19 protein-coding genes, 1 tRNA gene and 2 pseudogenes are annotated in these 23,004 nt (G+C 67.6%); 8 read left to right on the forward strand and 14 right to left on the reverse strand.

Annotated elements, in window-relative coordinates:
* Positions 1-662: 662 nt before the first annotated feature.
* Complete coding sequence (locus tag ACZ6QQ_RS17595) at positions 663-1,316, forward strand: hypothetical protein (protein WP_465877404.1); 654 nt, start codon at positions 663-665, stop codon at positions 1,314-1,316.
* A gap of 153 nt (positions 1,317-1,469) precedes the next feature.
* On the opposite strand, the gene ACZ6QQ_RS17600 is transcribed toward ACZ6QQ_RS17595, so the two are convergent.
* The 7 genes from ACZ6QQ_RS17600 to ACZ6QQ_RS17630 all read right to left on the reverse strand — a co-directional run bounded on the left by ACZ6QQ_RS17600 (position 1,470) and on the right by ACZ6QQ_RS17630 (position 8,133).
* Positions 1,470-1,667 (reverse strand): hypothetical protein, encoded by a 198-nt coding sequence (locus tag ACZ6QQ_RS17600; protein WP_465877406.1) that lies wholly within the window; start codon positions 1,665-1,667, stop codon positions 1,470-1,472.
* A gap of 883 nt (positions 1,668-2,550) precedes the next feature.
* A complete protein-coding gene (locus ACZ6QQ_RS17605) occupies positions 2,551-4,188 on the reverse strand; it encodes a fibronectin type III domain-containing protein (RefSeq protein WP_465877407.1) in 1,638 nt (545 codons plus the stop codon).
* A gap of 160 nt (positions 4,189-4,348) precedes the next feature.
* Positions 4,349-5,239: an NAD(P)H-binding protein gene (locus tag ACZ6QQ_RS17610; protein WP_465877408.1), complete on the reverse strand. Its 891-nt coding sequence runs from the start codon at positions 5,237-5,239 to the stop codon at positions 4,349-4,351.
* A gap of 215 nt (positions 5,240-5,454) precedes the next feature.
* A complete protein-coding gene (locus tag ACZ6QQ_RS17615) occupies positions 5,455-5,658 on the reverse strand; it encodes a hypothetical protein (protein WP_465877409.1) in 204 nt (67 codons plus the stop codon).
* Positions 5,655-5,960 carry a hypothetical protein gene (locus ACZ6QQ_RS17620; RefSeq protein ID WP_465877411.1) on the reverse strand — a complete coding sequence of 102 codons (306 nt, stop codon included), beginning with the start codon at positions 5,958-5,960 and terminating at the stop codon, positions 5,655-5,657. Before ACZ6QQ_RS17620 ends, ACZ6QQ_RS17615 begins: the two co-directional genes overlap by 4 nt.
* A 307-nt stretch (positions 5,961-6,267) precedes the next feature.
* Positions 6,268-6,426 carry a hypothetical protein gene (locus ACZ6QQ_RS17625; RefSeq protein ID WP_465877412.1) on the reverse strand — a complete coding sequence of 53 codons (159 nt, stop codon included), beginning with the start codon at positions 6,424-6,426 and terminating at the stop codon, positions 6,268-6,270.
* Between the two features lie 492 nt (positions 6,427-6,918).
* Positions 6,919-8,133 carry a helix-turn-helix domain-containing protein gene (locus tag ACZ6QQ_RS17630; protein ID WP_465877413.1) on the reverse strand — a complete coding sequence of 405 codons (1,215 nt, stop codon included), beginning with the start codon at positions 8,131-8,133 and terminating at the stop codon, positions 6,919-6,921.
* A gap of 271 nt (positions 8,134-8,404) precedes the next feature.
* On the opposite strand from ACZ6QQ_RS17630, the gene ACZ6QQ_RS17635 reads away from it, so the two are divergent.
* The 5 genes from ACZ6QQ_RS17635 (at position 8,405) to ACZ6QQ_RS17655 (ending at position 12,680) form a co-directional block, all read left to right on the forward strand.
* A complete protein-coding gene (locus ACZ6QQ_RS17635; RefSeq protein ID WP_465877415.1) occupies positions 8,405-9,469 on the forward strand; it encodes a helix-turn-helix domain-containing protein in 1,065 nt (354 codons plus the stop codon).
* Between the two features lie 45 nt (positions 9,470-9,514).
* Positions 9,515-10,063 (forward strand): GntR family transcriptional regulator, encoded by a 549-nt coding sequence (locus ACZ6QQ_RS17640; RefSeq protein WP_465877416.1) that lies wholly within the window; start codon positions 9,515-9,517, stop codon positions 10,061-10,063.
* Positions 10,064-10,162: 99 nt separating this feature from the next.
* A complete protein-coding gene (locus ACZ6QQ_RS17645; RefSeq protein ID WP_465877562.1) occupies positions 10,163-10,321 on the forward strand; it encodes a GntR family transcriptional regulator in 159 nt (52 codons plus the stop codon).
* A 557-nt stretch (positions 10,322-10,878) separates the two neighbouring features.
* Positions 10,879-11,571: a hypothetical protein gene (locus ACZ6QQ_RS17650; RefSeq protein ID WP_465877418.1), complete on the forward strand. Its 693-nt coding sequence runs from the start codon at positions 10,879-10,881 to the stop codon at positions 11,569-11,571.
* 173 nt (positions 11,572-11,744) lie between these two features.
* Positions 11,745-12,680, forward strand: a complete 936-nt coding sequence (locus ACZ6QQ_RS17655) for a reverse transcriptase family protein (protein WP_465877419.1) — start codon at positions 11,745-11,747, stop codon at positions 12,678-12,680.
* A gap of 485 nt (positions 12,681-13,165) precedes the next feature.
* Here the strand turns inward: ACZ6QQ_RS17655 and ACZ6QQ_RS17660 are convergent.
* The 6 genes and pseudogenes from ACZ6QQ_RS17660 to ACZ6QQ_RS17685 all read right to left on the reverse strand — a co-directional run bounded on the left by ACZ6QQ_RS17660 (position 13,166) and on the right by ACZ6QQ_RS17685 (position 17,381).
* Positions 13,166-13,237 (reverse strand) — tRNA-Val (locus tag ACZ6QQ_RS17660).
* A gap of 155 nt (positions 13,238-13,392) precedes the next feature.
* A complete protein-coding gene (locus ACZ6QQ_RS17665; RefSeq protein WP_465877420.1) occupies positions 13,393-13,857 on the reverse strand; it encodes a peroxiredoxin in 465 nt (154 codons plus the stop codon).
* 84 nt (positions 13,858-13,941) lie between these two features.
* A complete protein-coding gene (locus ACZ6QQ_RS17670; protein WP_326556520.1) occupies positions 13,942-14,379 on the reverse strand; it encodes a DUF3052 domain-containing protein in 438 nt (145 codons plus the stop codon).
* A 112-nt stretch (positions 14,380-14,491) separates the two neighbouring features.
* Positions 14,492-16,474, reverse strand: a pseudogene (locus ACZ6QQ_RS17675) (transketolase C-terminal domain-containing protein); the annotation flags it as partial.
* A gap of 95 nt (positions 16,475-16,569) precedes the next feature.
* Positions 16,570-16,798, reverse strand: a pseudogene (locus tag ACZ6QQ_RS17680) (hypothetical protein); the annotation flags it as partial.
* 181 nt (positions 16,799-16,979) lie between these two features.
* A complete protein-coding gene (locus tag ACZ6QQ_RS17685; RefSeq protein ID WP_465877563.1) occupies positions 16,980-17,381 on the reverse strand; it encodes a MarR family winged helix-turn-helix transcriptional regulator in 402 nt (133 codons plus the stop codon).
* A gap of 386 nt (positions 17,382-17,767) precedes the next feature.
* On the opposite strand from ACZ6QQ_RS17685, the gene ACZ6QQ_RS17690 reads away from it, so the two are divergent.
* Positions 17,768-19,375 (forward strand): alkaline phosphatase D family protein, encoded by a 1,608-nt coding sequence (locus tag ACZ6QQ_RS17690; RefSeq protein WP_465877421.1) that lies wholly within the window; start codon positions 17,768-17,770, stop codon positions 19,373-19,375.
* A 159-nt stretch (positions 19,376-19,534) separates the two neighbouring features.
* On the opposite strand, the gene ACZ6QQ_RS17695 is transcribed toward ACZ6QQ_RS17690, so the two are convergent.
* Positions 19,535-19,939: a YjbQ family protein gene (locus ACZ6QQ_RS17695; RefSeq protein ID WP_465877423.1), complete on the reverse strand. Its 405-nt coding sequence runs from the start codon at positions 19,937-19,939 to the stop codon at positions 19,535-19,537.
* A 221-nt stretch (positions 19,940-20,160) separates the two neighbouring features.
* Here ACZ6QQ_RS17695 and aceE point away from each other — a divergent pair, with 221 nt between their 5' ends.
* Complete coding sequence (gene aceE, locus ACZ6QQ_RS17700) at positions 20,161-22,917, forward strand: pyruvate dehydrogenase (acetyl-transferring), homodimeric type (RefSeq protein ID WP_465877424.1); 2,757 nt, start codon at positions 20,161-20,163, stop codon at positions 22,915-22,917.
* Positions 22,918-23,004: the final 87 nt, after the last annotated feature.

Consider the following 23,004-nt stretch of genomic DNA (forward strand, 5'->3'; position numbering starts at 1 on the left):
GGGTCACCCCGAGAGGGCACGGGAAACACGGCGACCCGGGTGCAAGTGTCTACTCCAGAACCGCTTGGACCAAACCCCAGAGCCAACCCCCTCCCGGTGGCGGGGGCCCCCCCCCCCCCCCCCCCCGCCACCTACCCCGGTCCCTCGATCATTTGTCGCCCAGGCACGTGACACGCCGACGGCAACGTGCCTCAGTGCACAACGATCATGTAGCTCCCGCCCCTGCCCCCGCTCCCGATCACGTTGCGGCGGCAGCGGGACCCCGTGCCGACGCCGACGCGGAGGCACCCGGATAGGCTGGGTCCGCGTCGTTGATCGTCGGCTGCCCGGGGCACACGACCAACCACCGTTGACGGTGTGCACGGGCAGCCGGCGATCACGTGCGAGCGGCCGACGACCCAGCCGCACGGTGGCGGGGTCGCGCAGAACAGACGTCGACGAACGCGTCCGCCCCGACCGGCACCCGTGCCGCTTCAGCATCTCGGCCTGGCTCGTCGGCCCGACCTGCGACATCAGCACCGTGCCCGGGCCCTCCAGGCTGTCCGGGATCTGCTCGGACAGCCCGCCACGCACTGACGATTGTCGCGTTCGGACCTCGAACATGGGTTCCGAGGCGGGTTCGACCACCGACCGGGGCTCATCGGCCAACCGGAAGGACAATCGTGAGCCGATCAGACGACGCACCGATCAACCGACGTTCAGTTCTCCGTACGGGCGCCCTGCTCGGCCTGGGTGCCGGCGGCCTGCTCGGCACGGGTGCAGCCGAGGCGGCAAGCACCACCGACACCGGTCAACTCCAACGAACCGACCCCACCGGGGCGTACGGCGACGCGCCGTCGCGTGAGGTCGTGCTCCGGTCGAGCCAGCCGACCCACCCCTCCGGGCTCTACGTCGGGGAGTCCCCCGGCATCGCCCCGGCGCCCACGCCGGCCTTCGATCCGAAGGCGCGGCCGGAGCAGAGCGTCAACGTCACCCGGCGACTGTCGTTCCGCAACAGCTACGGTCCCCGGATCCAGTTCGTGATCGCCTACTACAGCCCGGTCACCTGCTCGGCCTGGGGAATGTGGGGAACCCGCGGTTGGTGGATCATCGACTCCGGGCAGACCGCCTTCGTCCTGGTCACCGATTCACGGGTGGCGTACTTCTTCGCGGAGGCCGCAGACGGCGCCTTCTGGGCCGGCTCGGACCCGACCATGTTCGCGCCCGGTTTCGCCTTCGACTCGTGCATCTGGAACCAGCGGATCGGCGACCGGCACCTGGGCCTGCGCGGTGTGGACATCCGCTCGGAGAACCACACCGTCAACCTGGTTCCCTGACCCGTTCCGCAACCGGGCCCGTTTCGCAACCGGGCGGTGGAAAACGCCGGCCCGCCACCCGAGGTTCGGCTACCGCCGGCCGGAGGCGGCGGGCGGCGCGGGAGGAGCCGTCATCCCGCCACGAGCGGCGGGGCCGCCGAGCGGGTGAACCGGTCAACCCGCGGCGCGTTCCGCGGCCAGGCCGCTGGCGCGTACCCGGATCGCCCAGGCCAGCTGGGGACAGCCGTCGCGGGTGCACTGCCGGCAGGTGCCCGGCTGCCAGCTGTTGCCACCGGGCTGGTGCTGCTGCCAGGTCAGGTCGGCCGACGTACGGATCACGCCAGCGTTGATCGGCTCCTGGTTGCGGCTCATGGCGATGACTCTCCGCTCCTTTTAGTGACGATCGCGCTACCCTCGATCAGATCGGTTGGCGGCGCTCAAGGGAACCCTCCAGCCGGTCGATCGTGAATGTCCTTCGGATATCAACTCGATCCCCGTGGCCGACCGCGAAGGCGGCTCACCCGGATCGATGCGCTCGGGGCGTACGGCACGGAGGCGGGCCGGGCGTGGACGGTCACGGAGCCGACGCGCCGGCGGGCGACCCCGCCAACGAGCACCATGGCCGCGGCCCCCACCGCCGCGAGGCACAGCCCCCGACCCACCCCGGACGACGGGCCGGCACGAGATCGAACCGGCCGTCATCGAACCTCCTCTGATGCTTCCAATTACATCGAAGCATATCTGTCAGATTTCGTCACCAGGGAAGCCGTGATTCCATTTCAAGTGACATATTCGTTCCGCCGACCATGGCAATCTTGGCGGGAAGACCGGAGCACCGGGCAACACGGCACGGCGGACGCGGTTCGGCCAGGTCCACACCCTCGGCGCCCCCGGACGGACGTACCGCAAATTGCACCGGAGGCGTCCCGGACACGTATTTGCCGACGTTCGGGTTCACGGGTTCGAAACGTAAACGAGATCCGGTTCGGATATTCCTCCGTGGAACTTGCCACCCAATACCGAGTTCCACACCACCGCCCGCCACCCGGCGGGTGCGGGGCCCCGACGAGCGCCGGTGGCCCGGCGTTCGGAATCCGTGACAACCGCACTCGCGCCAGGAAGCGGACGGCCGGCTCTACCCGATGCCGGTCGAGTGGACCGGGCAGAGCCGCACGATCGTGCCCGGCACCACACCGACGTACGCATCCGGCTCGTACCGCGACCGCCCGCCCCCTGATCGCATGCGGCGCACCGGCTACCGGGCAGCCGCCCGGCACCGTACGCCGTTGAGCGTGAACAGCTCCGGCGGCGGGTTGTCGGTGGCCCGGTCCCCGATGAAGCCGAACGACACGGTGCCGCTCGACGGGATCCGGCCGTTCCACTCGGCGTTGCGAATGCTGACGTCGGTGCCGGTCGACGGCTGCACCACCGCGTTCCAGAGCTGGCGTACCTCCTGGCCGTCGGCCGGGAAATCCCAGTCGAGCCGCCAGCCGTCGACCTCACTCGACGCGAGGTTGTGCACGGTCACCTCGGCCTGGAACGCGCCCGGCCACTCGGCGACAATCCGGTAGTCGACCCGGCACGGAGGCGGCGGCAGATCGGGCGCGGTCAGGTTCAGGGTCCCCGATGCCGGCGACCGGTTGCCGGCGTTGTCTTCGGCGTAGACCACGAAGGCGTACGACCGGCCCGGCACCAGCGGGGTGTAGGACCGGTTGGTGTCGGTCCGGCCGACCTCGGCCGGCCCACCGGGTGCAAGCTGGTCGAACACGAGGTACCGGACCACACCGACGGCATCGGTCGACGCCTCCCAGTCCAGCACCACTTCGGTCGGGCCGAGCGTGGACACGACCGGCGTACCGGGCGCGGTCGGCGGCGTCTCGTCCGGCGGCGGCAGGTCGGGCGCGGTCAGGGGCAGGGCTCCCGAGGCGGCCGACCGGTTACCGGCGGTGTCCTCGGCGTAGACCACGAAGGCATACGACCGCCCCGGCACCAGCGGAACGTAGGTCGAGTTGGTGCTGCTGCGACGGACCTCGGCCGGTCCACCGGGTGCCGCCTCGTCGAACACGAGGTACCGGACCACACCGCCGACGTCGGTCGACTCCTCCCATTCGAGGTAGACCTCGGTCGGCCTGAGCGTGCCCGCGACCGGCGTACCCGGCGGTGTCGGCGGCGTACGGTCCAGTGGCAAAGTGGTGATGGTGACCGGTACGGAGAGCGCGGAGTAGTTGCCGGCGTCGTCCCCAGCCCGCACCGCCAGCGTGTACGTGGTCTCCGGGGTCAACCCGGTCACCCTGGTCTCCGTACGCGGACCACCCGGCAGCGTCGTGTCGACAACCGCGACCACCTGGTCACCGTCGGGGCGCACCGACACCACCTCGTAGCGCATCACGCCGATGTTGTCGGTGGAGCGTCCCCAGGACAGTCGCACGGAGACGTCCGCCAGGTCCGCCACGACCGGTTGGGTCGGCACCGTCGGTGGCTGCGGGTCACCCGGTGGCATCGTGACCCTGACCTCGGGCATCGTCGCCGACTGGTTGCCGGCCGCGTCCCGCGCGTAGACGCGGTACCAGTACGTTCGGGTCGGGCTGAGGCCGGTGAAGGTGACGCTGTTCGTCGTCGTGGTGGCGCCGTACATCATGTCCATGTCGCGCCGGTGCACCATGTACTGCACGACTCCGACGTTGTCGGTGGAAGCTTCCCAGGTCAGGGTCACCGACGTGGTGCTGATCTCGGCGACCTCGATCGGGCCGGGCTGGGACGGTGGCTCGGTGTCGGCCACGGCGGCGTACGCCGGGGCGACCGGGCCGACGGCCGCGAGGACGAGCGCGGCGGCGAGGGCGACAACACCCAGGACGGACGTACGCCCCCGCCGGTGGTGGTGGTCTTCTGCCATGGACTTTCTCACTTCCCCGTGAGGCGCCCCGGACAGATGGAGCGGGCGCACTTCCATCCATGGTTACCGATGCACTGCTTGATCGGTGCCCCTTCGGTCAGATCAGCTTGCGCCTTGGCGGACACGCCGTGCGACTCACTCTCAAACACCCGGTCAGATTTCAGCCGGCGAACGAACTCAGATGGGTCACCGCCCATCCGCGGAGTGTGGTTGGTGTGGTGGTCACGTAGGAGCGGGGATGCTCCGGGGTGAAGTTGTCTCTGATTCCGGCGGTCATCATGACGATGGCCTCGACCTGCGCCTCGGACAGACCGAGGCTGCTCAGTTGCGTACGCACATCGTCGTCGCTGACTCGCCGTGCCGTCACCTCATGCCCGAGGACGGCCGTGAGGTGCTCGGCGACCTGGGTGAAGGAAAGATCTTCCGGGCCGTGGACCGCCTGCACCTGCGACCCACTCCAACTGGTCGAGAGCAGTCGTGCGACAGCGACAGCGGCGATATCCTCGGGCGCGACCCACGGTAGCGGCCGGTCCAAGTCCATCGCCGTGGTCAACATGCCCCTGTGAATCGCGTCGGCGTCCAGGAGCAAGTTGGTGAAGAAGTACCCGCAACGCAGATGCGTCACCGCCGCACCAGTGGCGTCGAGTGCGACCTCAGTGTCCGCCAGGCCGTCGATCTCTCCGACACCGTGGCGTTTCTCGGCGCCGCCGCTGGACTGGAACACCACCCGCTCGATTCGGTTCGCCTCGACGGCGGCGCGGATACTCTGCGCGGCTTCGGCGTGGGCGTCGAGCGGGTCACGGTCAGTAGCGGTCGGGCTGACCCAGTAGATGGTATCCAGCCCACGGGTCCCCTCGATCACCGTCGCGGCATCCCATACATCCAGGACCGCAGTATCGACATACTCGGCGACCTGCGGATCCAACATGGCGGGATCGCGCAGTAGGGCACGCGGCCGGTGCCCGGCCTGGACGAGCAGGCGTAGCACGTGTGCACCGACATGGCCCCTCGGGGCCGCTACTCCGACAATCATCGTTCGATCTCCTCCCATCGGGTCCCCCTCTGGGACGCATGGCGTCGGTCGTGTCTCGACGCTATCGACAAATGAGGCCAGATCTTGGCCGCATCCTCCCTGTCCATGGGGGTATGGCGGATGTGAGCGAACGGATGCTGCGCCTGCTGACAGTGCTGCCACCGGCCGCGCGTCCACCGGCGCGGAGCTCTCACCCGACGGACAAGCCGTTCGACGCCCTCTCAAACACTCACCTAGATCAGGTGGATACGGTCGAGAGAGCCGTCTGGTTGGACGATCGTGAAGTGGCCTTCGGGCGCGAGATCGGTGATGAGCGCGGCCAGGCGTAGGGCGAAGTTGAGTGCGTCGGTACGGTTCGCGTGCACGGCGGCGAGTTTCGTCAGGGCCGCTTCGGCTGCCGGGGTGAGGTTGACGGTCACCTTGGTCAGGTTGGTCATGGCGTACGCCTGACCGGAACCCAGCCGATGAAGCGTTCGTAGAGTGCCCGGGGGTCGGGTGGCGGCCCGAGGGCCGGGTCGATCGTGTTCAAATCACCGAGGGCGTCGACGAACTGGGTGGCGAGGAACAGGGTCAAGTTGGTCGTCTTCCCTCGGTAGTCGTTGGTCAGGTCGAGTCGGGCGTCGGCGCACGGCCACGGGTAGGCGTCGATCCGGCAGATCCAGAGCGGGCGCAGCGGTAGGTGCGGCTTGGCCCCGTAGGGCAGCGGACGAGCCACGCCGGGCGGGACTTGTTCGTTCATCGGAGGTCACCGCCCGGTCGGTGACGTGCCCGGTAGCCGTTCTGCCGTCCGTAGCTGAGCAGCGGCCCGAGGTGCACGGTCGGTGCCGTAGCCCACGTCGGAGCCGGTGGCGGTGGTGGCGGTGCCGTTGACCGGGGCGCGGGCGACGGTGGCACGCCCTGCTCGACCGCCCACGGCCAGAGGCGGCACCACCAGCGACGGAACGCCCCGGTCGAGCGGACGCGGGTGGGTGGTGCGGCACGATGCCGTGGCCGAGGCCGGCCCGCGTCGGGCTCGGCGTGATTCCGACGTACGCCGGGAAGCCCGGTCATGATTCGGCCTCGTGTTCGGCGGCCAGCATCTCCTCATCGGTCAGCCGAAACCGCGCTCCGCGCAGGCGGTGGCAGTCACCGGGCCCGGCACAGCGCTCACACATCTTGTTGTCTTTGTGGGCGGCGACGACGTTGCGCGCCTGCCGGATCAGCACGGGCCAGAGCGACCGACGGTAGGTGAGACGAACCGGACCCGGCTCACTCATACCGACCGCCAGTGCGACCCACGATTCGCCGCCAACCGGCTCCGAACCCGCTCGGCGGCAGCCCCCTCAGCACACCGTACGGGCCGCGCCTCGACGGGACCCGGCACAGCCCTCAGGTAACCACCGGACCGACCGGCGTACTGGGTCGCCGGACCGACCGGATCCGAATCCGGCTCGGCAACAGCTCGCACGTACCAACGCCATCGCATCGCGTACCTCCTCCGTCGGAGGGGTACGGCAGCCGCCTGTTCGGGTTGCGGCCACCGCACCCCAGAACGCCGCTACTGATGCGGGAAGGCATCAGGCGCAGCGTCCGCTGATGGAGCGCGGTTACAAACCCGTCTTCGGTGCTACTCGGACTTGAGTCTTGATCGTCTCCGTAATCGCGCAGGCACCGAACGTAGGTGGCACGACATCCAAGGAGGGGTAACTTTCCTACCCCTATCGGAGCAGCCCGACCTTGGCCGCCAAATCGTGCGCTGACCTGCGGAGTCCCGGCGGGCCGTCCAACATCTCTAGCACCATCGACCGGGCGTGCCCGTTGTAGCGAATCGTCTCCGGTGCCGTCTCGTACGCGAGATTAAGCACGCCCATGGTCGCGGTGGGGTCGTTGCGCAGGTGGTGGCCGCGGGCGACTTCGATCAGGTGTCGTGCTCGCCGTGGGCGGGACGGTATGGAGGCCGGATCCGTCCGGTCCGCTTCCCGCAGCGCCTGACCACCCTTGCGCAGCTCCACCTCGACCGTCACGGCATGAGGGCTCATCAGCGCACGGCTGAAGCTCGTCGTGCGCTGGAAGAACTTTGCCGGGAGTCGGCGGGCGACCCCTTGGGCGATGTCTAGGTGATGCCACGCCCGGCCCGCCTCGCCAGCTCGCGCAGCTGTATGCGACGCCTCCACCTGCAACGCCCCCCACATCGCGAGCAGATTGTCGGAGGCGTCGGGCAGCGCGGGCTTGATCGCCTGGAGGGTGTCCGTGGTGATCGCCATCGCCGTGTCCCAGTCGCCGGCCTCGCGATGGGCAGTGCCGCCGAACCACACCGCAGTCGCCAACGCCAGCGGGTCATCGGACTCCTGAGCCGCCAGAGCGGACCGATCGACGGTGCGCCAGATCAGATCCCCTGCAGGCTGGTACGCGAGAAACATCTGAGTCAGGCCGAGCACGTCGGTGAGCAACGCCTGAGCTTGCCGACGCTCGTCGCCCTCGTTGGCGCGGCACGCGACCTGGGCGTCCCGGATCAGAGCCGGAAGCAGTGCCCCGATCACGGTCCGATGATCGGGCGCTGAGTGCCGCGCCGCCCAAGCAGTCTCCAGCCTCGTACGAATGTGTTCGAGCGGTTGAGGCTCCCCGTCGACCGCGATGGGCCACCGATTCAGCGCCTCCCGCACGGCGGGCAGATGAGCATGGCCAGGACTACCAATGGTCGCGGGCGCCTGCTCAACCTCGACGATCGCGGCCACGTCGATACGCAGCGCCTTCGCAAGCTGGTTGAGCATCGTCAGACGCGGTGTCTGGAGCCGACCGGTCTCGACCGCCTTGACCCACTCGGGGCTACGACCGACCAGTCCGCCGAGAACCGCTCGCGTCTTCCCGGCACGCTCGCGGTAAAGCTTGATCCTTTGACCAACGGTCAACGTGGGCAGGTTATTCGCTTCCATGCTGATCTCCCAGGTAGAGGCTGGGCGGCGGGACCGCCGGTCCTCTACACCAACGGCCCGCCACTTCGGACAGTACCGGCGACGATCCGATGAGTCACGAGATCAACTCGAATATCCGGGCGCGCTTCGTGCGCCCGGCCAGCCGCATGCCGTACGTGATTCTCGTGGGTGGCCGAGGTCTTGACCTTGTCCTAGCCGTGTATCACCGCCCTTGAGCTATCTATGCGAAGGGCAGACGATGTTCTCGGGACCTTAGGAGAAGGAGCACCCGGTGAGCGATCTCGGCGCCCAGCTACGGCAGGCTCGGACCGAGGCCGGCGTCACGTTGGCCTACATCGCGGCCCGCTCCAGCTACTCGGCAACCCACCTGAGCAACGTCGAGGCAGGACGCCGGACCGCGACGGACGATGTCATGCTCGCCTACGCGCGGGCGTTGGGAGACGCGGCCGTGAACCGAAGGCAGCTACTCGCGGCGGGCTTGGTCGGCCCCGTCGCGGCGAGTGAACTGATCCGGACCGGCTTCAGCGCCGCACTCGTCGGCCGAGGCGCGGGAGAGGACTGGCGGGAGCGGGTCGCCCAGTACGGCCGCGACTACATGGAGATCGGCGCGGATGCCCTCCAAAGCCGGCTTGCTGGCGATCTGGTCGTCATGCAACAGCACCTCGACACCCCCGTGATGTGGGCGAACGCGGCACGGGCGCTCGCGGTCTACGGCAAGACCACGAAGGACCCCCGCGAGGCGATCAGGTGGTACGACCTCGCCGCGACAGCCGCCGACCGCTCCGAAGACCTCGGCGTCCGGGTATGGGTCCGGGGGCGGGCTGCAATCGCCCTCGCGTACGAAGGAGCGGCCCTGCCCATTGCGAAGCGCTACTCCGACGAGGCGATCGGGCTGTCTGACGCGCCCTCGCTCGGACGCCTCAACGCACTCATGGCGAGGGCGCACGTTGCCGCTGGGCGAGGCGACCTCACCGGAGCGGTCTCCTCGGACGAGGACGCTCGCAGAGTGTTCGATCGAGTCGCGTCCGACGAACTGGTCTCGGACTTCGCGGTGCCGGCATGGCGGATGGCCACATTCCGATCGATGCTTTACGCCCGGCTCGGGATCGTCGGCCCTGGCAGCGAAGCGCAGGATGAAGCCGACCGACTGAGGCCAACAGCTTTGACTCGCTTCGCGACCCACATCGAGCTGCACAGGGGTCTGATGATGGCCAAGGCCGGCGACAAGGCCGGCGGCGTCACCCATGCTCGGCGAGCCTGGGCGGCGTTACCAGCAGATCGCCGCTCCCAGACCCTCGGCCTCGTGCTTCAAGAGGTCGAACGGGCGGGCCGATGACGAGCTGCTGTTCGCGCCGATCAGCGCCTCTCGATTGATTACAAGATGACCACCCCACCGCGCTGGACCAGCACATCCGACCCGTACGTCACGCCCGGAGCCGGTGACGCGTGGGCCAACGAGGCTGCGGCTCGTGGCCGTACCGGCACCCAACAACTCCTGGGCGTCGAGACGCTCACCCCCGAATCGGCCATCCGAGCAGCTCTCGCCTTGGGCGAAGAGGGTCAGGCCGTGGTGCGGCGCCGGCTGATCCTGGAGGACGACGATCCGGTGGAACTGGCCAACTCCTACTACCCCTTGTGGCTGGCCCTCGGCACTCCGCTCGCCGAAGATCGGAAGATCCGAGGCGGCGCGATCGGCGTACTCGCGCAACTCGGGCACACAGCGGCCACCGTCACCGAGCACGTCACCGCCCGCCAACCGACCGAGGCGGAACAAACGCTGCTCGGCATCGGTCCTGACGAACCCCTGCTCGTGATGAGGCGGCTGAGCCGAGACGCCGACGGTCGGCCGGTCGAGTACGTCGTGACCCACACTGTTGCTCGCCTGTCCCCCGGCTTCACCTACCAAATGCAGGTACCCGTCGTTGACTGAACCCTCGGGCCACCATATCCGCGACCGACAGCAACAGATCGCGGCCGATCTGCGCGCCCTCATCCTGTCCGGAGACCTCGCACCCGGCGAACAAATCCCATCACCACTGCACTCACCAAGCAGTACGGCGTCACCACCCAGACCGTGCAGCGAGCGCTACGCATCCTGAAGGACGAGGGCTTTGTCGAGGGCCATACCGGACGAGGCGTCTTCGCCGCCGGCCAACGCCCTTGTAGATCACTGCAGCTTCCGGCATAAACAAGAGCGATCCGGTGATGATGTGGAACCAATTACCCTCACTCGACAACGAAGCCGTCGAGCTTTGGTCGCGCTATCCGCCGACTCATGCACGGCACCGGGTCTTACGAAGGACGATCGAATCCGCCCGGCTGATTTCTTGCGCATCAAGGAACGACTAGCATCTTGACCCGCATCCCAGCTATCCCGAATTGCCCAAATTATCCAACGGCTTCCATGGTTATGCACCGTTCGTGGCCCTCGATCGCCATCCAATTAGACACCCAACATCTGTCGATCGCACTAGCCACATCCACCTGCCGCCGTCACCTCGGACGACCGCCTGCCGCTGCGTCGTCCCGGTCGTCATCTTCGTGCCGGCTGCCGCCCGCGTTGCTGTCGGAACTGACTCCCACATTGCCGAAACAGGTGCCGCCACGACCACTTCAGCCCTTGTGGTCGATTCCGGTTTGCCTCGCACTCGCTTCTTCGACCAGAATGGCCGGCGTGAACATCTCCCACAGTCAACCTAAGCCTTACCCCCACTTCGAGGAAGATACAGGGCAGTGAAGCTATACATGGACGAGTCGGGCAATGGAAACCCGTCACAGCCACTGATCGTCGGCGCAGTCGAAACGGATGAGGACTTTGAGGATGTCGAACGGCGCATCGAGGAGCTATTTCGCCACTTATCTGCTCGACGGAGCCTGTCTGGACTTCGCAGCTTTGAGGATTTTCGCAAGAATGGATTCCATGCTTCGACTGACCCACTGGAGATCTCAGCACCTTTCCTGGACCTCATGCAGGATACTTCATTTAAGGCATACATTTTGGTGACCGACAGGACTGACGTCCGAGGCGGAGGCACCGAATCGGAGAAGCTTGAGTTCATGTACGAAAACTTGTTGGGCGATCTTCTGCTACGACACCGGAAGAACACAGAACTGTTATGCCACATTGAGCAGAACGACACCCTAAAGACGTTCATTCAAAAGCTTCCGAGAAATGCGACTCGCCGAGCACACTTAAAGCTCGGTCACAAAATTGCGTTACCCCGACTTAACATTGCGATGGTCACCAAGACCGAGGCGCTGTCGATGGCCATCATCGACTACATAATGTTGGCCGTGAGCAGATGGATGAGGGACGGGAATAGCACAGATCCCAAAAATCGGAGTTACCGGGCATTCCGCGAAGTCGAGTCATTCATCTCAATTCTGCACTCTCTGGAACACGGCACCATTTCTAGCCGCAAAACACCGCTTCACTAGGGTATGGTACCGTGCTTGGCCGAGTAGGGTTGCAGTCAGCCTAGTGCGCGAGTTCGCGTACGTTGCAGAATAGTTCTTGCACAGGGAGTGCAACCCTACTCTTCACTCTCCCAAAGAGGCGGGGTCGCTGAGCAATGCCCTTCTCAGTCGATGATCTATCCCAGCATGCAGGCGTGTCGGTTCGAATATTGGAAATGCTCTCTGATCGTCTTCCTGGCGGTACCGGGCAGGTTTTTCAGGCTCTATCGTTTCGGAAGAAGCGCGGAGGATTGCGCGAAATAATCAAACCAGCACCAGTGCTTGATGCCGTAACCAAGAACCTACACCGAAGCTTCTCAACACTACTGCCGTACCGTCCACCCGATCACGTTCACGGGTTCGTTCGAGGGCGCTCGATATTCAGTAACGCCGCCACACATCTCGACAAGCAATGTGTCTTACGCGTCGACCTCGAAGACTTCTTTCCATCGATCCGTTCAGCGAAGCTGAAAACCGCTTTACAGCAGCAGGGATACGACGAAAAGGCTGCGGACCTTGGCGTTAGCCTCGTTACAATCTTTGACAAGTTGCCAATTGGCCTCAGCACGTCACCTTTCCTATCGAACCTCGCTTTCCAGGACACAGACCGCGCTCTTGCAGACTACGCCCATTCAAATAATCTCTCATTTACGCGCTACGTAGACGACCTCGTATTTTCCGGCGAGGTAGCTGATAAGAATTTCATCGCCATTGAACTAATTTTAAACGATTTCGGTTGGTCCGTGAATGCACACAAGACTGCCTTCATGCGTCGCGGCGGGCCTCAATACGTCACCGGACTTTACGTAGGGGCTGCCGATCGCCCCCGTATCCCACGCGCAACCAAACGACGAATGCGCTGGATCCTGCACATCATCGAGAAGTTTGGCTACGAGACCTACATGTCGGATTTCGGCGGCGAAAGCGACAATATGTTACCCCAACGCCTATTGGGCTGGTCCTGCTACATAGCCGCGATTGAGCCGGACGTGGGGTACCCTTTGTTGCGGGCATTTAACGACGTACTTCCGCCCTACTACATTCGCGCCGACGACGTCGATTGGTTTGCGGGGGCCGGAGATCCGCCTTAGCGGATGCAGGCCGCTCCGCGCCGCGTCGCGCGGGCATGCAGGGGCCCAACACCTCCGGCGCATCGTTGAGGTACTACGGGAGCCACATTGCGGAGTAACATCCCGCCTGTCGTCGAGCAGCCGCAACTCGACCAGCAAACCTCGACGGCTCACACAGAGGCTGGCGGGTCGGACGAATTCTCCACCCAGCTTCGCCTCGGTTGGCGACGCTCGGGATGTGGCTCGTCACCTCAACCACTTTCGGACCCGACAGCGGGTGACAACTCTGGGAGTTAGCCCTCAGTCGCTTCAACGCGCCGATCGGCCCGAAGCTGAGGGCGACGACAAACATGGGGAATGCCACAAGTCCAGCGAGAGGGACGGACTGTTGTGACGAGATCCGGCTGTCGTACCAGGTGGTGAACAGTTCGCGGAACGCAACATAGACGTGCTTCAGTAGCTAGACAAATTGCTCGGGGCACCGTCTCACCCTTCGCCCCAAACGGTGGGCGCGGCAGGTTTCGAACCTGCGACCCCTCGCTTGTAAGGCGAGTGCTCTCCCACTGAGCTACGCGCCCGGAACGCCCACACGTACGGCGTCCGGCGGCGGCAAGCTTACCCTGCCGCGTGGTTCCGGGTCACCTCGGTTGGTGAGCCCGAGCAGTAGAGATCTTGGAAGCTCCCCGCACCCCCACGGCGGGGAACCTCCCAAGACCACGTCAGGACCCTGGGTTCAGGCGGTCGCCGAGGCCAGCGCCTTGCGCCAGCCTGCCTGGTCGCGCGCCACGCCGGGTTCGTTCATCTCGGCGAAGCGGACCACACCCGCCCTGTCGATCACGAAGGTGCCCCGGTTGGCGTACCCCTTGACGTCGTTGAAGACGCCGTACGCCCGGGCCACCTCGCCGTGCGGCCAGAAGTCGGCCAGGAGCGGGAACTCGTAGCCCTGCTCGATGGACCAGACCTTGTGGCTGTAGACCGAGTCGACGCTGACCGTCAACAACTGGACGTTGTCGTTGACGTACTCGTCGAGGTTGTCCCGTGCCTCGGACAGCTCGCCCTGGCAGGTGCCGGTGAAGGCCAGCGGGTAGAAGACCAGCAGCACGGTACGCCGTCCCCGGAAGTCGGACAGGCGTACCTCCTGGTTGTTCTGGTCCTTCAGCACGAAGTCGGGCGCCTCGGCACCAACCTCGATCGGCATGTGTCGGCTCCTGTCACGGTGGCACAGGGTGTAACCGAGCGCCGGCCCGCCGACCGGCACTCCGTAACTTCCACGGGCGGGGTGTTACTTCTTCACTTTTGCTCCCCGGCGCAGGACCAGTCGGGCCCCGCTCCAGTCCTTGCCGGCGTTGATCGTGGAGGTCTGCTGGAGGCCGGCGGTAGGTGCCGACTCACTGACCTCACTGGGCTCGACGTGGCCGTCACGTCCGGCCTTGGGCGTCAACAGCCACACCACGCCGTTGTCGGCCAGTGGGCCGAGGGCATCCACGAGAAGCTCGAAAAGGTCGCCGTCGCCGTCCCGGTACCAGACCAGTACGGCGTCCACCACCTCGTCGGTGTCCTCGTCGACCAGCTCCCCGCAGCGGTCGGTCAGGGCGTCACGGAGTTCCTGGTCGACATCCTCGTCGTAACCCATCTCCATGACGACCATGCCCGGCTCGATGCCGAACCGGTCCGCCAGGCTCCGTACTCCGTCGGCGGCCTGACCAGCGGTCGCGCTCACTGTCGCGTGCCTCCTCATCTCAGCTACACCCCGGCACCAGTCGGTGCCTGATAGGGCAAAGTCCACACAGTTGTGCCGCCCGGCGCAAGTGGCGCACCGAGTGGATGCGAATTTACCGTGCCAGCAGCGTACGGGCACCCTGGGTAATGGCATCTTCGGACACCAGCACCTCGCGCGCGGCCGGACCTAATGGTACAAACGAGTCAATCGACGCAACGCGCCGCACAACACCCACATATCCAGCATCCACCAGGCCGGCGACAACCCCCTCGCCCACCCCGCCGGACCGGCGTGTCTCGTCCACAACCAGCACCCGACCAGTAGCGGAAGCCTCCCGGAAGATGTCCGCGACCGGCAACGGCGCCAACCACCGCAGGTCCACCACCCGCGTCCCGATGCCCTCTACGGCGAGCGTCGATGCCGCACGCAGGGACATACGCACACCGTTACCGAATGTGATGATCGTGATGTCCTCGGCCGACCCCACGCCGTAGACCCTGGCCCGGCCGATCGGCACGTGCCCACTGGCCCAGCCGCCCGGCCCGAGGTAGGGCGCCAGCCACTCGTCGTCGCCCTCGTTGTAGAGGTCCCTGGTGTGGTAGAGCGCGATCGGCTCCAGGAAGACGCAGACGGTCCCGTCCACCGCCGCACTGGCCAGGCACGAGCGCAGCATCGGCGCGGCGTCGTCGGGCCGCGACGGCACCGCGAGCACAAGACCGGGAACATCCCGGAGTACGGCAACCGAGTTGTCGTTGTGGAAGTGCCCGCCGAACCCCTCCTGGTACGCCAGCCCCGCCACCCGTACGACCATCGGGTTCCGGTAGGCCCCCTTCGAGAAGAACTGCATCGTGGCGGCCTCGCCGCGCAACTGGTCCTCGGCGTTGTGCAGGTACGCCAGATACTGGATCTCCGGCACCGGCAGCATCCCGCCCAGCCCTGCACCGAGCCCCAACCCGAGCACACTGGTCTCGTCGAGCAGCGTGTCGAAGACCCTGGACGGGCCGAAGCGGTCCCGCAGCCCCTTCGTCACCCCGTACACCCCGCCCTTGGCCGCCACGTCCTCGCCGAAGACGGTCATCGCCGGGTAGTCGAGCATCCCGTCGGCCAACGCGGCGTTGATGGTCTGGGCCAGGGTGAGCGGTCCCGCCTCCTCCGGCAGCTTGGTGCCGAACGCGGCGGCCCGTGCCCCGGCCCCCGGCCCGACCGCCCAGGCGCCCGCCTCGGCGACCGTACGGGAGACGCGGACCGGGCGGCGCGGGGCGAGCGGGGCGACGATGTCGGCGGCGGTGGCGAGCTTGGCCTCGCCGAGCACCTCCTCGGCGACCTTGCGCACCTGCCAGCCGACCGCGTCGTAGCGGGCGATCACCTGCTCCGGCGTGGCCAGCCCCGCCTCCACGATCAGTTTCGCGGTGCCGATCAGCGGATCCCGTTCCAGGTCCCGCTGCACCTCCCCCACCGGCCGGTACGCCACCTCGGCGTCCGCCCCGGCGTGTCCCATCAGCCTGACCGTGGACAGGTGCAGGATCGCCGGTCGGCGGTGCCGGCGCACCCAGGCGGCGGCCTCGCTCGCCACGTCGTACGCCCGGGCCAGGTCGCAGCCGTCGGCGGAGAAGTAGCGGATCCCCGGCTTCGCCGACAGCGCGGCGGCCACCCAGCCGTCCGGTGACCGGACGCTGATCCCGAGCCCGTTGTCCTCGCACACGAAAAGGACCGGGATCCGCAGGCCGGTGTGGTCGCACCAGCCGGCCGTGTTGAACGCGGCGGTGGCACTGGCGTGGTTCACCGACGCGTCCCCGAACGAGCAGACCACTATCGCGTCCGCCGGCCAGTTCGCCCGCGCCTCGGCGGCGACGCTACGGGCGTCGGTCAGCCGGGACGAGTTGCCGGCCCGGTGCCGGGCGGCGGGACCGGCGGCGGCCCGGCGTTGCCGTTCGATGGCGAAACCGACCCCGACCGCCCTCGGCAGGTGCGACGCGATCGTGGACGTGGTCGGGATGATGTCGAGGGCGGCGTTGCCGAAGACCTTGTGCCGCCCACCGGCGATCGGCTCCTCGACCGAGGCGACGATCCCGCGTAACACGTCGCGGGCCGCGTCCGTGATCGGGTCGCCACCGGCGGCACCCGCGTCCGGCCTGCTGAGAGCCTCGTCGGGGCGGCCGTTCACCGAGTCGCTACCCGATGCCGGGGCGGCGGCCGCCTGAGCCGTCCTCGCCGCGTAGAAGGCACCGGAGCGATAGTGGAGCAGAGCCGGGTCGGTGGCGCGTACGGCAGCCGCCACCGCGGCGTTGCCCTCGTGGCCGGCGGAACCGATCGTGTAGAAACCCTCACCGAAGCTGCGCAGCCAACGCGCGGCGAGGTCGAGGTGCCGACTGGTGAGCTGGGCGTCGAACAGCTCTAGGGCACGGGCGCCGGTGAGCGTGGCGCCGTCGCGGACCGGCCCGTCGGCCGAGCGCACCGGGGTCGGTACGACCAGACCGCCGACCGCCTCCCGGAACCGATCGTCGAGATCTTGAGGGGTGGTCACGTCGGACAGCATTACCGACTCCTGCCACCCCCGGCCACTCAGACACGATCCTGGCGCTGCCGATGTGCCCCGCTGATCAGCCCAGCGGGGGTTCCGCCGGGCACCCGCCGTCGGAAACCTTCCACATCAGGGTGCGCAGGGTGGCCAACTCGTCGTCGGTGAGCCCGGCCAGCAGTCGGGAGTCCGACATGATCCGGCCGACCCGGTCGCGTACCCGTCGGCCCTCGTCGGTGACCACCAGGGTGCGCAACCGGCGGTCGGCCGGGTCGACCTGGCGGCGGACCAGGCCGAGGCGTTCCAGCTTGTCCACCAGCACGGTGATGTTCGACGGGTCGCAGTCGAGCCGTTCGGCCAGGTCGCGGGCGGGCAGCGGGCGGTCCGGGTCCAACTCGTGCAGGGCGTTGGCAACCGCCGGGGTCAGCCCCAACTCGGCCAGGTCCACATCCATGAAGTGCCGCATCGCCCCCGCCACGTGCATGATCCGCCGAACCACCTCACCGCCCACCCCACCGCCCACCTCACCGGCACCCACCGAGCCACCCACCTCCGCCCCGGCCACACGCGCCGGATCGCTGCTCAGCACCATGCCAGGACCGTACCCTCCCCCTCCCTCTTTCCTCGTTGATCTAGGGCAAATGGTGGTAGGTAGAGATCAACAAACACGTATTTGCCCTAGATCCACGAGCAGAGCGGGGGGGGAGGGGAGAGGGGGGAGGGGGGAGGGGGGAGGGGAGAGGGGGGAGGGGGGAGGGAGGAGGGAGGAGTCATCTGGTGTTTGGGTGGTGGCAATCGACGCGCATGGGGGTGTGAACCGGGGATCGGGAGGGTTCGGGGGTCCGTATTTCCGGATCTTGGGGAGCTTCCATGTCTGTCTCTCGACGTACTCTGCTGATCGGCGGGGCGGCGGTCGGTGCCGTCGGCGCCGTCGGCGGGTTGCCCGCCGCCGCCGGGGCGACACCGGCCCGGCCGCTGCGCCAGGACCCGTTCACGCTCGGGGTCGCCTCCGGGGATCCCGACCACGAGGGCTTCGTGCTCTGGACCCGGCTGGCCCCGCAGCCGCTCGCCGAGGACGGTCTCGGCGGCATGCCGGCCCGGACCGTCGCGGTCCGCTGGGAACTCGCCGCCGACGAGCGGTTCCGCCGGGTCGTACGCGCCGGCACCGCGCTGGCCCGCCCCGAGTCGGCGCACAGTGTCCACGTCGAACTCGACGGCCTGGCGGCCGGACGCGAGTACTTCTACCGCTTCCACGTCGAGCGGTACACCTCGCCGGTCGGCCGGACCCGGACCGCCCCGCCACCGTGGAGCGTCGGCGGGGCGCTCGCCATGGCCTTCGTCTCCTGCTCGCAGTACGAGCACGGCTACTTCACCGCGTACAAGCGGCTCGCCGAGGCGGACCCGGACCTGATCCTGCACCTCGGCGACTACCAGTACGAGTACGCCCCGGACACGTACAACATCCCCGGTGGGAACCCGCGCGACCACGAGGGGCCGGAGACCCGGACGCTGGCCAACTACCGGCAGCGGCACGCCCAGTACAAGACCGACCCCGACCTTCAGGCCGCGCACCTGGCCGCGCCGTGGCTGGTGGTCTTCGACGACCACGAGGTGGAGAACAACTGGGCCGACGACGTGCCGGAGGCGGCCGACCCGGAGTTCCCGTCCCGGCGGGCGGCGGCGTTCAAGGCGTACTACGAGAACATGCCGCTGCGCCGTACGTCGATCCCGCGCGGCATCGACATGCAGCTCTACCGGAGGGTGCAGTGGGGCCGGCTGGCCACGTTCCACATGCTCGACACCCGGCAGTACCGGGACGACCAGGGCTGCGGCGACGGCTACAAGGACTGCCCGGCGGCGGTCGACCCGGCCCGTTCGATCACCGGTGCCGCGCAGGAGCGGTGGCTGCTCGACGGGTTCCGCCGCTCGTCGGCCCGCTGGGACATCCTCGGTCAGCAGGTCTTCTTCGCCCAGCGGGACAACAACGCCGGCCCGGCGACGGTGACCAGCATGGACTCCTGGGACGGGTACGTCGCCTCCCGCGACCGGATCACCCGGGGCTGGCTGGCGGCAGGCGTACGCAACCCGGTGGTGCTCACCGGCGACGTGCACGCCCACTGGGCCAGTGACCTCAAGCTCGACTACGCCGACCCGACCTCGCGTACGGTCGGCACCGAGCTGGTCTGCTCGTCGATCACCTCCGGCGGCGACGGTGCCGACTCGAACCCGTCGGACCACCCGTTCCTCGGCATCAACCCGCACCTGCGGTTCTACAACAACCAGCGCGGCTTCGTCCTGACGAAGATCACCAACGAGCAGCTCAAGGCCGACTTCGAGGTGCTCCCGTACGTGAGCACCCCCGACGCCCCCGCCCACACCCGCGCCTCGTTCGTCATCGAGGACCGCGTCCCCGGCCTCCACCAGACCTACGACCGCCCCCTCACCCCCACCCCCACCCCTCCCACCCCCACCCCGTAACCCCAAGATCCGCACTCATGTAGAGAAAGAGGGGGTATTCGGCGGCGAATACGCCCTCTTTCTCTACATGTGCGGGCGCGCACCCGCAGGGGCGGGGCGGGGTTCTTCGGGTGTGCGGAGTTGGGGGTGTGCGGAGAGTGATTTGGAGCGGGGGGTGGGTCAGGCGGGGAGGAAGCTGAAGCGGACCTGGCGGGTGGGGTTGTCACCGTTCGGGTCGACCAGGCAGATCGACTGCCAGGTGCCGAGGGCCAACTGCCCGGCGAGCACCGGCACGGTCGCGTACGGGGGCACGAAGGCGGGCATCACGTGATCTCTGCCGTGGCCGGGCGAGCCGTGCCGGTGGCGCCACCGGTCGTCGGTCGGCAGCAGGTCGTCCAGGGCGCTGAGCAGGTCGTCGTCGGACCCGGAGCCGGTTTCGACGATCGCCAGCCCGGCGGTCGCGTGCGGTACGAACACGTGCAGCAGTCCGTCGCCCCGACCGTCGACGAACCGTTGGGCCTCCCGGGTGATGTCCCGGACCACGGGACGGGAGCCGGTCCGGACAGTGATGACTTCGGTCTGCATGGGGGACAGTCTGCCCGAGCGGTCGGGAACGATCCGTTCCTCCCGTAAACCGGGCGGATCGCGGCGCCACCGTCGGTTAGCTGACAAACATGTTGCCGCCAAGTTACCGGGCGGTACGTGTGTCGAGTGTCGCGTCTGCGGCCACTAGGCGTGACGGAACCGGGCATGAGGGGGCAGGATGGCGCCAGAGACTAATCCCACACACAACCGAGGGAACGCCTGTGGCCACGGAACGCAAGCGCCCGGTAATCAGCGACGGCCTGCCGAGCCAGCTTCCGGACATCGACCCTGAAGAGACCAGCGAATGGGTCGAGTCGCTTGACGGAGTCATCGACGAGCGGGGCGCCAAACGCGCCCGTTATGTCATGCTCCGTCTGCTGGAGCGCGCGAGAGAGCGCCAGGTCGGGGTACCGCCGCTGACCACCACCGACTACATCAACACCATCCCTCCCGAGCGGGAGCCGTGGTTCCCCGGCGACGAGCACGTCGAGCGCCGGATCCGGGCGTACATCCGGTGGAACGCGGCGATGCTCGTGCACCGCGCGCAGCGGCCGGAGATCGGTGTCGGCGGACACATCTCCACCTACGCCAGCTCGGCGTCGCTCTACGAGGTGGGCTTCAACCACTTCTTCCGGGGCAAGAACCACCCCGGCGGCGGCGACCACATCTTCTACCAGGGCCACGGCTCCCCCGGGATGTACGCGCGCGCGTACCTGGAGGGGCGGCTCTCCGAGCACCAGCTCGACGGGTTCCGGCAGGAGCTGTCGCATCCGGGTGGCGGCCTGCCGTCGTACCCGCACCCTCGGCTGATGCCGGACTTCTGGGAGTTCCCCACCGTCTCCATGGGGCTCGGTGGGATGAACGCCATCTACCAGGCCCGGTTCAACCGGTACCTGCACAACCGGGGGATCAAGGACACGTCCGACCAGCACGTGTGGGCGTTCCTCGGCGACGGCGAGATGGACGAGCCGGAGTCGCTCGGCGCGATCGGCGTGGCCGCCCGCGAGGAGCTGGACAACCTCACCTTCGTGATCAACTGCAACCTCCAGCGGCTGGACGGCCCGGTCCGCGGTAACGGCAAGGTCATGCAGGAGCTGGAGTCCTTCTTCCGGGGCGCCGGGTGGAACGTGATCAAGGTCGTCTGGGGTCGGGAGTGGGACCCGCTGCTCGCCGCCGACACCGACGGCGCGCTGGTCAACCTGATGAACACCACGCCGGACGGCGACTACCAGACGTACAAGGCCGAGTCCGGCGCGTACGTCCGGGAGCACTTCTTCGGTCGGGACGCGCGTACCCGCAAGCTCGTCGAGGGCATGAGCGACGACGAGATCTGGAACCTCAAGCGGGGCGGGCACGACTACCGCAAGCTGTACGCGGCCTACAAGGCGGCGACCGAGCACACCGGTCAGCCGACGGTGATCCTGGCCAAGACGATCAAGGGCTGGACGCTCGGCTCGCACTTCGAGGGCCGCAACGCCACGCACCAGATGAAGAAGCTGACGCTGGACGACCTGAAGTCGTTCCGCGACCGCCTCTACCTGGACATCCCGGACAGCGCGCTGGAGAGCAACCCGTACCTGCCGCCGTACTTCCACCCGGGTGAGAAGTCCGACGAGCTGGCGTACCTGCGCGAGCGCCGGCAGCAGCTCGGCGGCTACCTGCCGTCGCGCCGGACCGCGCACAAGGCGCTGGCGATACCCGGCCCGGAGCGGTTCGCCGACGTCAAGCGGGGCTCGGGCAAGCAGAAGATCGCCACCACGATGGCCTTCGTCCGGCTGCTCAAGGACGTGATGAAGGACCGCGAGTTCGGCAAGCGGTGGGTGCCGATCATCCCGGACGAGGCCCGTACCTTCGGTATGGACTCGCTCTTCCCGACCCAGAAGATCTACTCGCCGCACGGGCAGAAGTACACCTCGGTCGACCGGGAGCTGTTCCTGTCGTACAAGGAGTCGACCAGCGGGCAGATCCTGCACGAGGGGATCAACGAGGCCGGTTCGGTGGCCTCGTTCACCGCCGCCGGCTCGTCGTACGCCACCCACGACGAGCCGATGATCCCGCTCTACATCTTCTATTCGATGTTCGGCTTCCAGCGCACCGGTGACGCGTTCTGGGCGGCCGCCGACCAGATGGCGCGCGGTTTCGTGCTCGGCGCCACCGCCGGGCGGACCACGCTCAACGGTGAGGGTCTCCAGCACGAGGACGGCCACTCGCACCTGCTCGCCGCGACCAACCCGGCCGTCGTCGCGTACGACCCGGCGTTCGCGTTCGAGATGGCGCACATCCTGGAGAACGGCCTGCACCGGATGTACGGCGAGGACCCGGAGAACATCTTCTACTACCTCACCGTCTACAACGAGCCGATCCTCCAGCCGGCCGAGCCCGCCGACGTCGACGTGGAGGGGCTGCTCAAGGGCATCTACCGCTACGCGCCGGCACCGTCGGTCTCGAACTCCGGCGGCGGCGAGACGCCGAGGGCCAACCTGCTGGCCTCCGGTACGGGCATGCAGTGGGCCCTGAAGGCACAGCAGTTGCTGGCCCAGGACTGGGGTGTGGCCGCCGACGTCTGGTCGGTCACCTCTTGGACCGAGCTGCGCCGGGACGCGGTGCAGGCCGAGGAGCACAACCTGCTCAACCCCGGTGGCGAGCAGCGGGTGCCGTACATCGCGCAGAAGCTCGCGGACGCGCCCGGCCCGGTGGTCGCGGTCAGCGACTGGATGCGGGCCGTGCCGGACCTGATCTCGCGTTGGGTTCCGGGCGACTACACCTCGCTCGGCACCGACGGTTTCGGTCTGTCCGACACCCGGCACGCGCTGCGCCGGCACTTCCACGTCGACGCCGAGTCGGTCACCGTGGCGGCGCTGCGGCAGCTCGCGCTACGCGGGGTAGTACCGGCCGAGGTGCCGGCCGAGGCGGCCGCGAAGTACGCGATCAACGACATCGCGGCGGCTCCGGTCGGCGAGACCGGCGGCGACTCCTGATCGGATAGTCGCCGGGTACGCACGCACGCGGGCCCGTCCGCTGGCTGGTTCTCCAGCTCAGCCGGACGGGCCCGGATCGTTTCTGGG

The organism is Micromonospora sp. NPDC049529 (genome assembly GCF_055586685.1).

Excerpts from the sequence above, each read along its gene's own strand:
- ACZ6QQ_RS17600 (WP_465877406.1), bottom strand. The coding sequence starts at position 1,667 with ATGAGCCGCAACCAGGAGCCGATCAACGCTGGCGTGATCCGTACGTCG.
- ACZ6QQ_RS17605 (WP_465877407.1), bottom strand. The coding sequence starts at position 4,188 with ATGGCAGAAGACCACCACCACCGGCGGGGGCGTACGTCCGTCCTGGGT.
- ACZ6QQ_RS17610 (WP_465877408.1), bottom strand. The coding sequence starts at position 5,239 with ATGGGAGGAGATCGAACGATGATTGTCGGAGTAGCGGCCCCGAGGGGC.
- ACZ6QQ_RS17615 (WP_465877409.1), bottom strand. The coding sequence starts at position 5,658 with ATGACCAACCTGACCAAGGTGACCGTCAACCTCACCCCGGCAGCCGAA.
- ACZ6QQ_RS17620 (WP_465877411.1), bottom strand. The coding sequence starts at position 5,960 with ATGAACGAACAAGTCCCGCCCGGCGTGGCTCGTCCGCTGCCCTACGGG.
- ACZ6QQ_RS17630 (WP_465877413.1), bottom strand. The coding sequence starts at position 8,133 with ATGGAAGCGAATAACCTGCCCACGTTGACCGTTGGTCAAAGGATCAAG.
- ACZ6QQ_RS17640 (WP_465877416.1), top strand. The coding sequence starts at position 9,515 with ATGACCACCCCACCGCGCTGGACCAGCACATCCGACCCGTACGTCACG.
- ACZ6QQ_RS17650 (WP_465877418.1), top strand. The coding sequence starts at position 10,879 with ATGGACGAGTCGGGCAATGGAAACCCGTCACAGCCACTGATCGTCGGC.
- ACZ6QQ_RS17665 (WP_465877420.1), bottom strand. The coding sequence starts at position 13,857 with ATGCCGATCGAGGTTGGTGCCGAGGCGCCCGACTTCGTGCTGAAGGAC.
- ACZ6QQ_RS17685 (WP_465877563.1), bottom strand. The coding sequence starts at position 17,381 with ATGCACGTGGCGGGGGCGATGCGGCACTTCATGGATGTGGACCTGGCC.
- ACZ6QQ_RS17690 (WP_465877421.1), top strand. The coding sequence starts at position 17,768 with ATGTCTGTCTCTCGACGTACTCTGCTGATCGGCGGGGCGGCGGTCGGT.
- ACZ6QQ_RS17695 (WP_465877423.1), bottom strand. The coding sequence starts at position 19,939 with ATGCAGACCGAAGTCATCACTGTCCGGACCGGCTCCCGTCCCGTGGTC.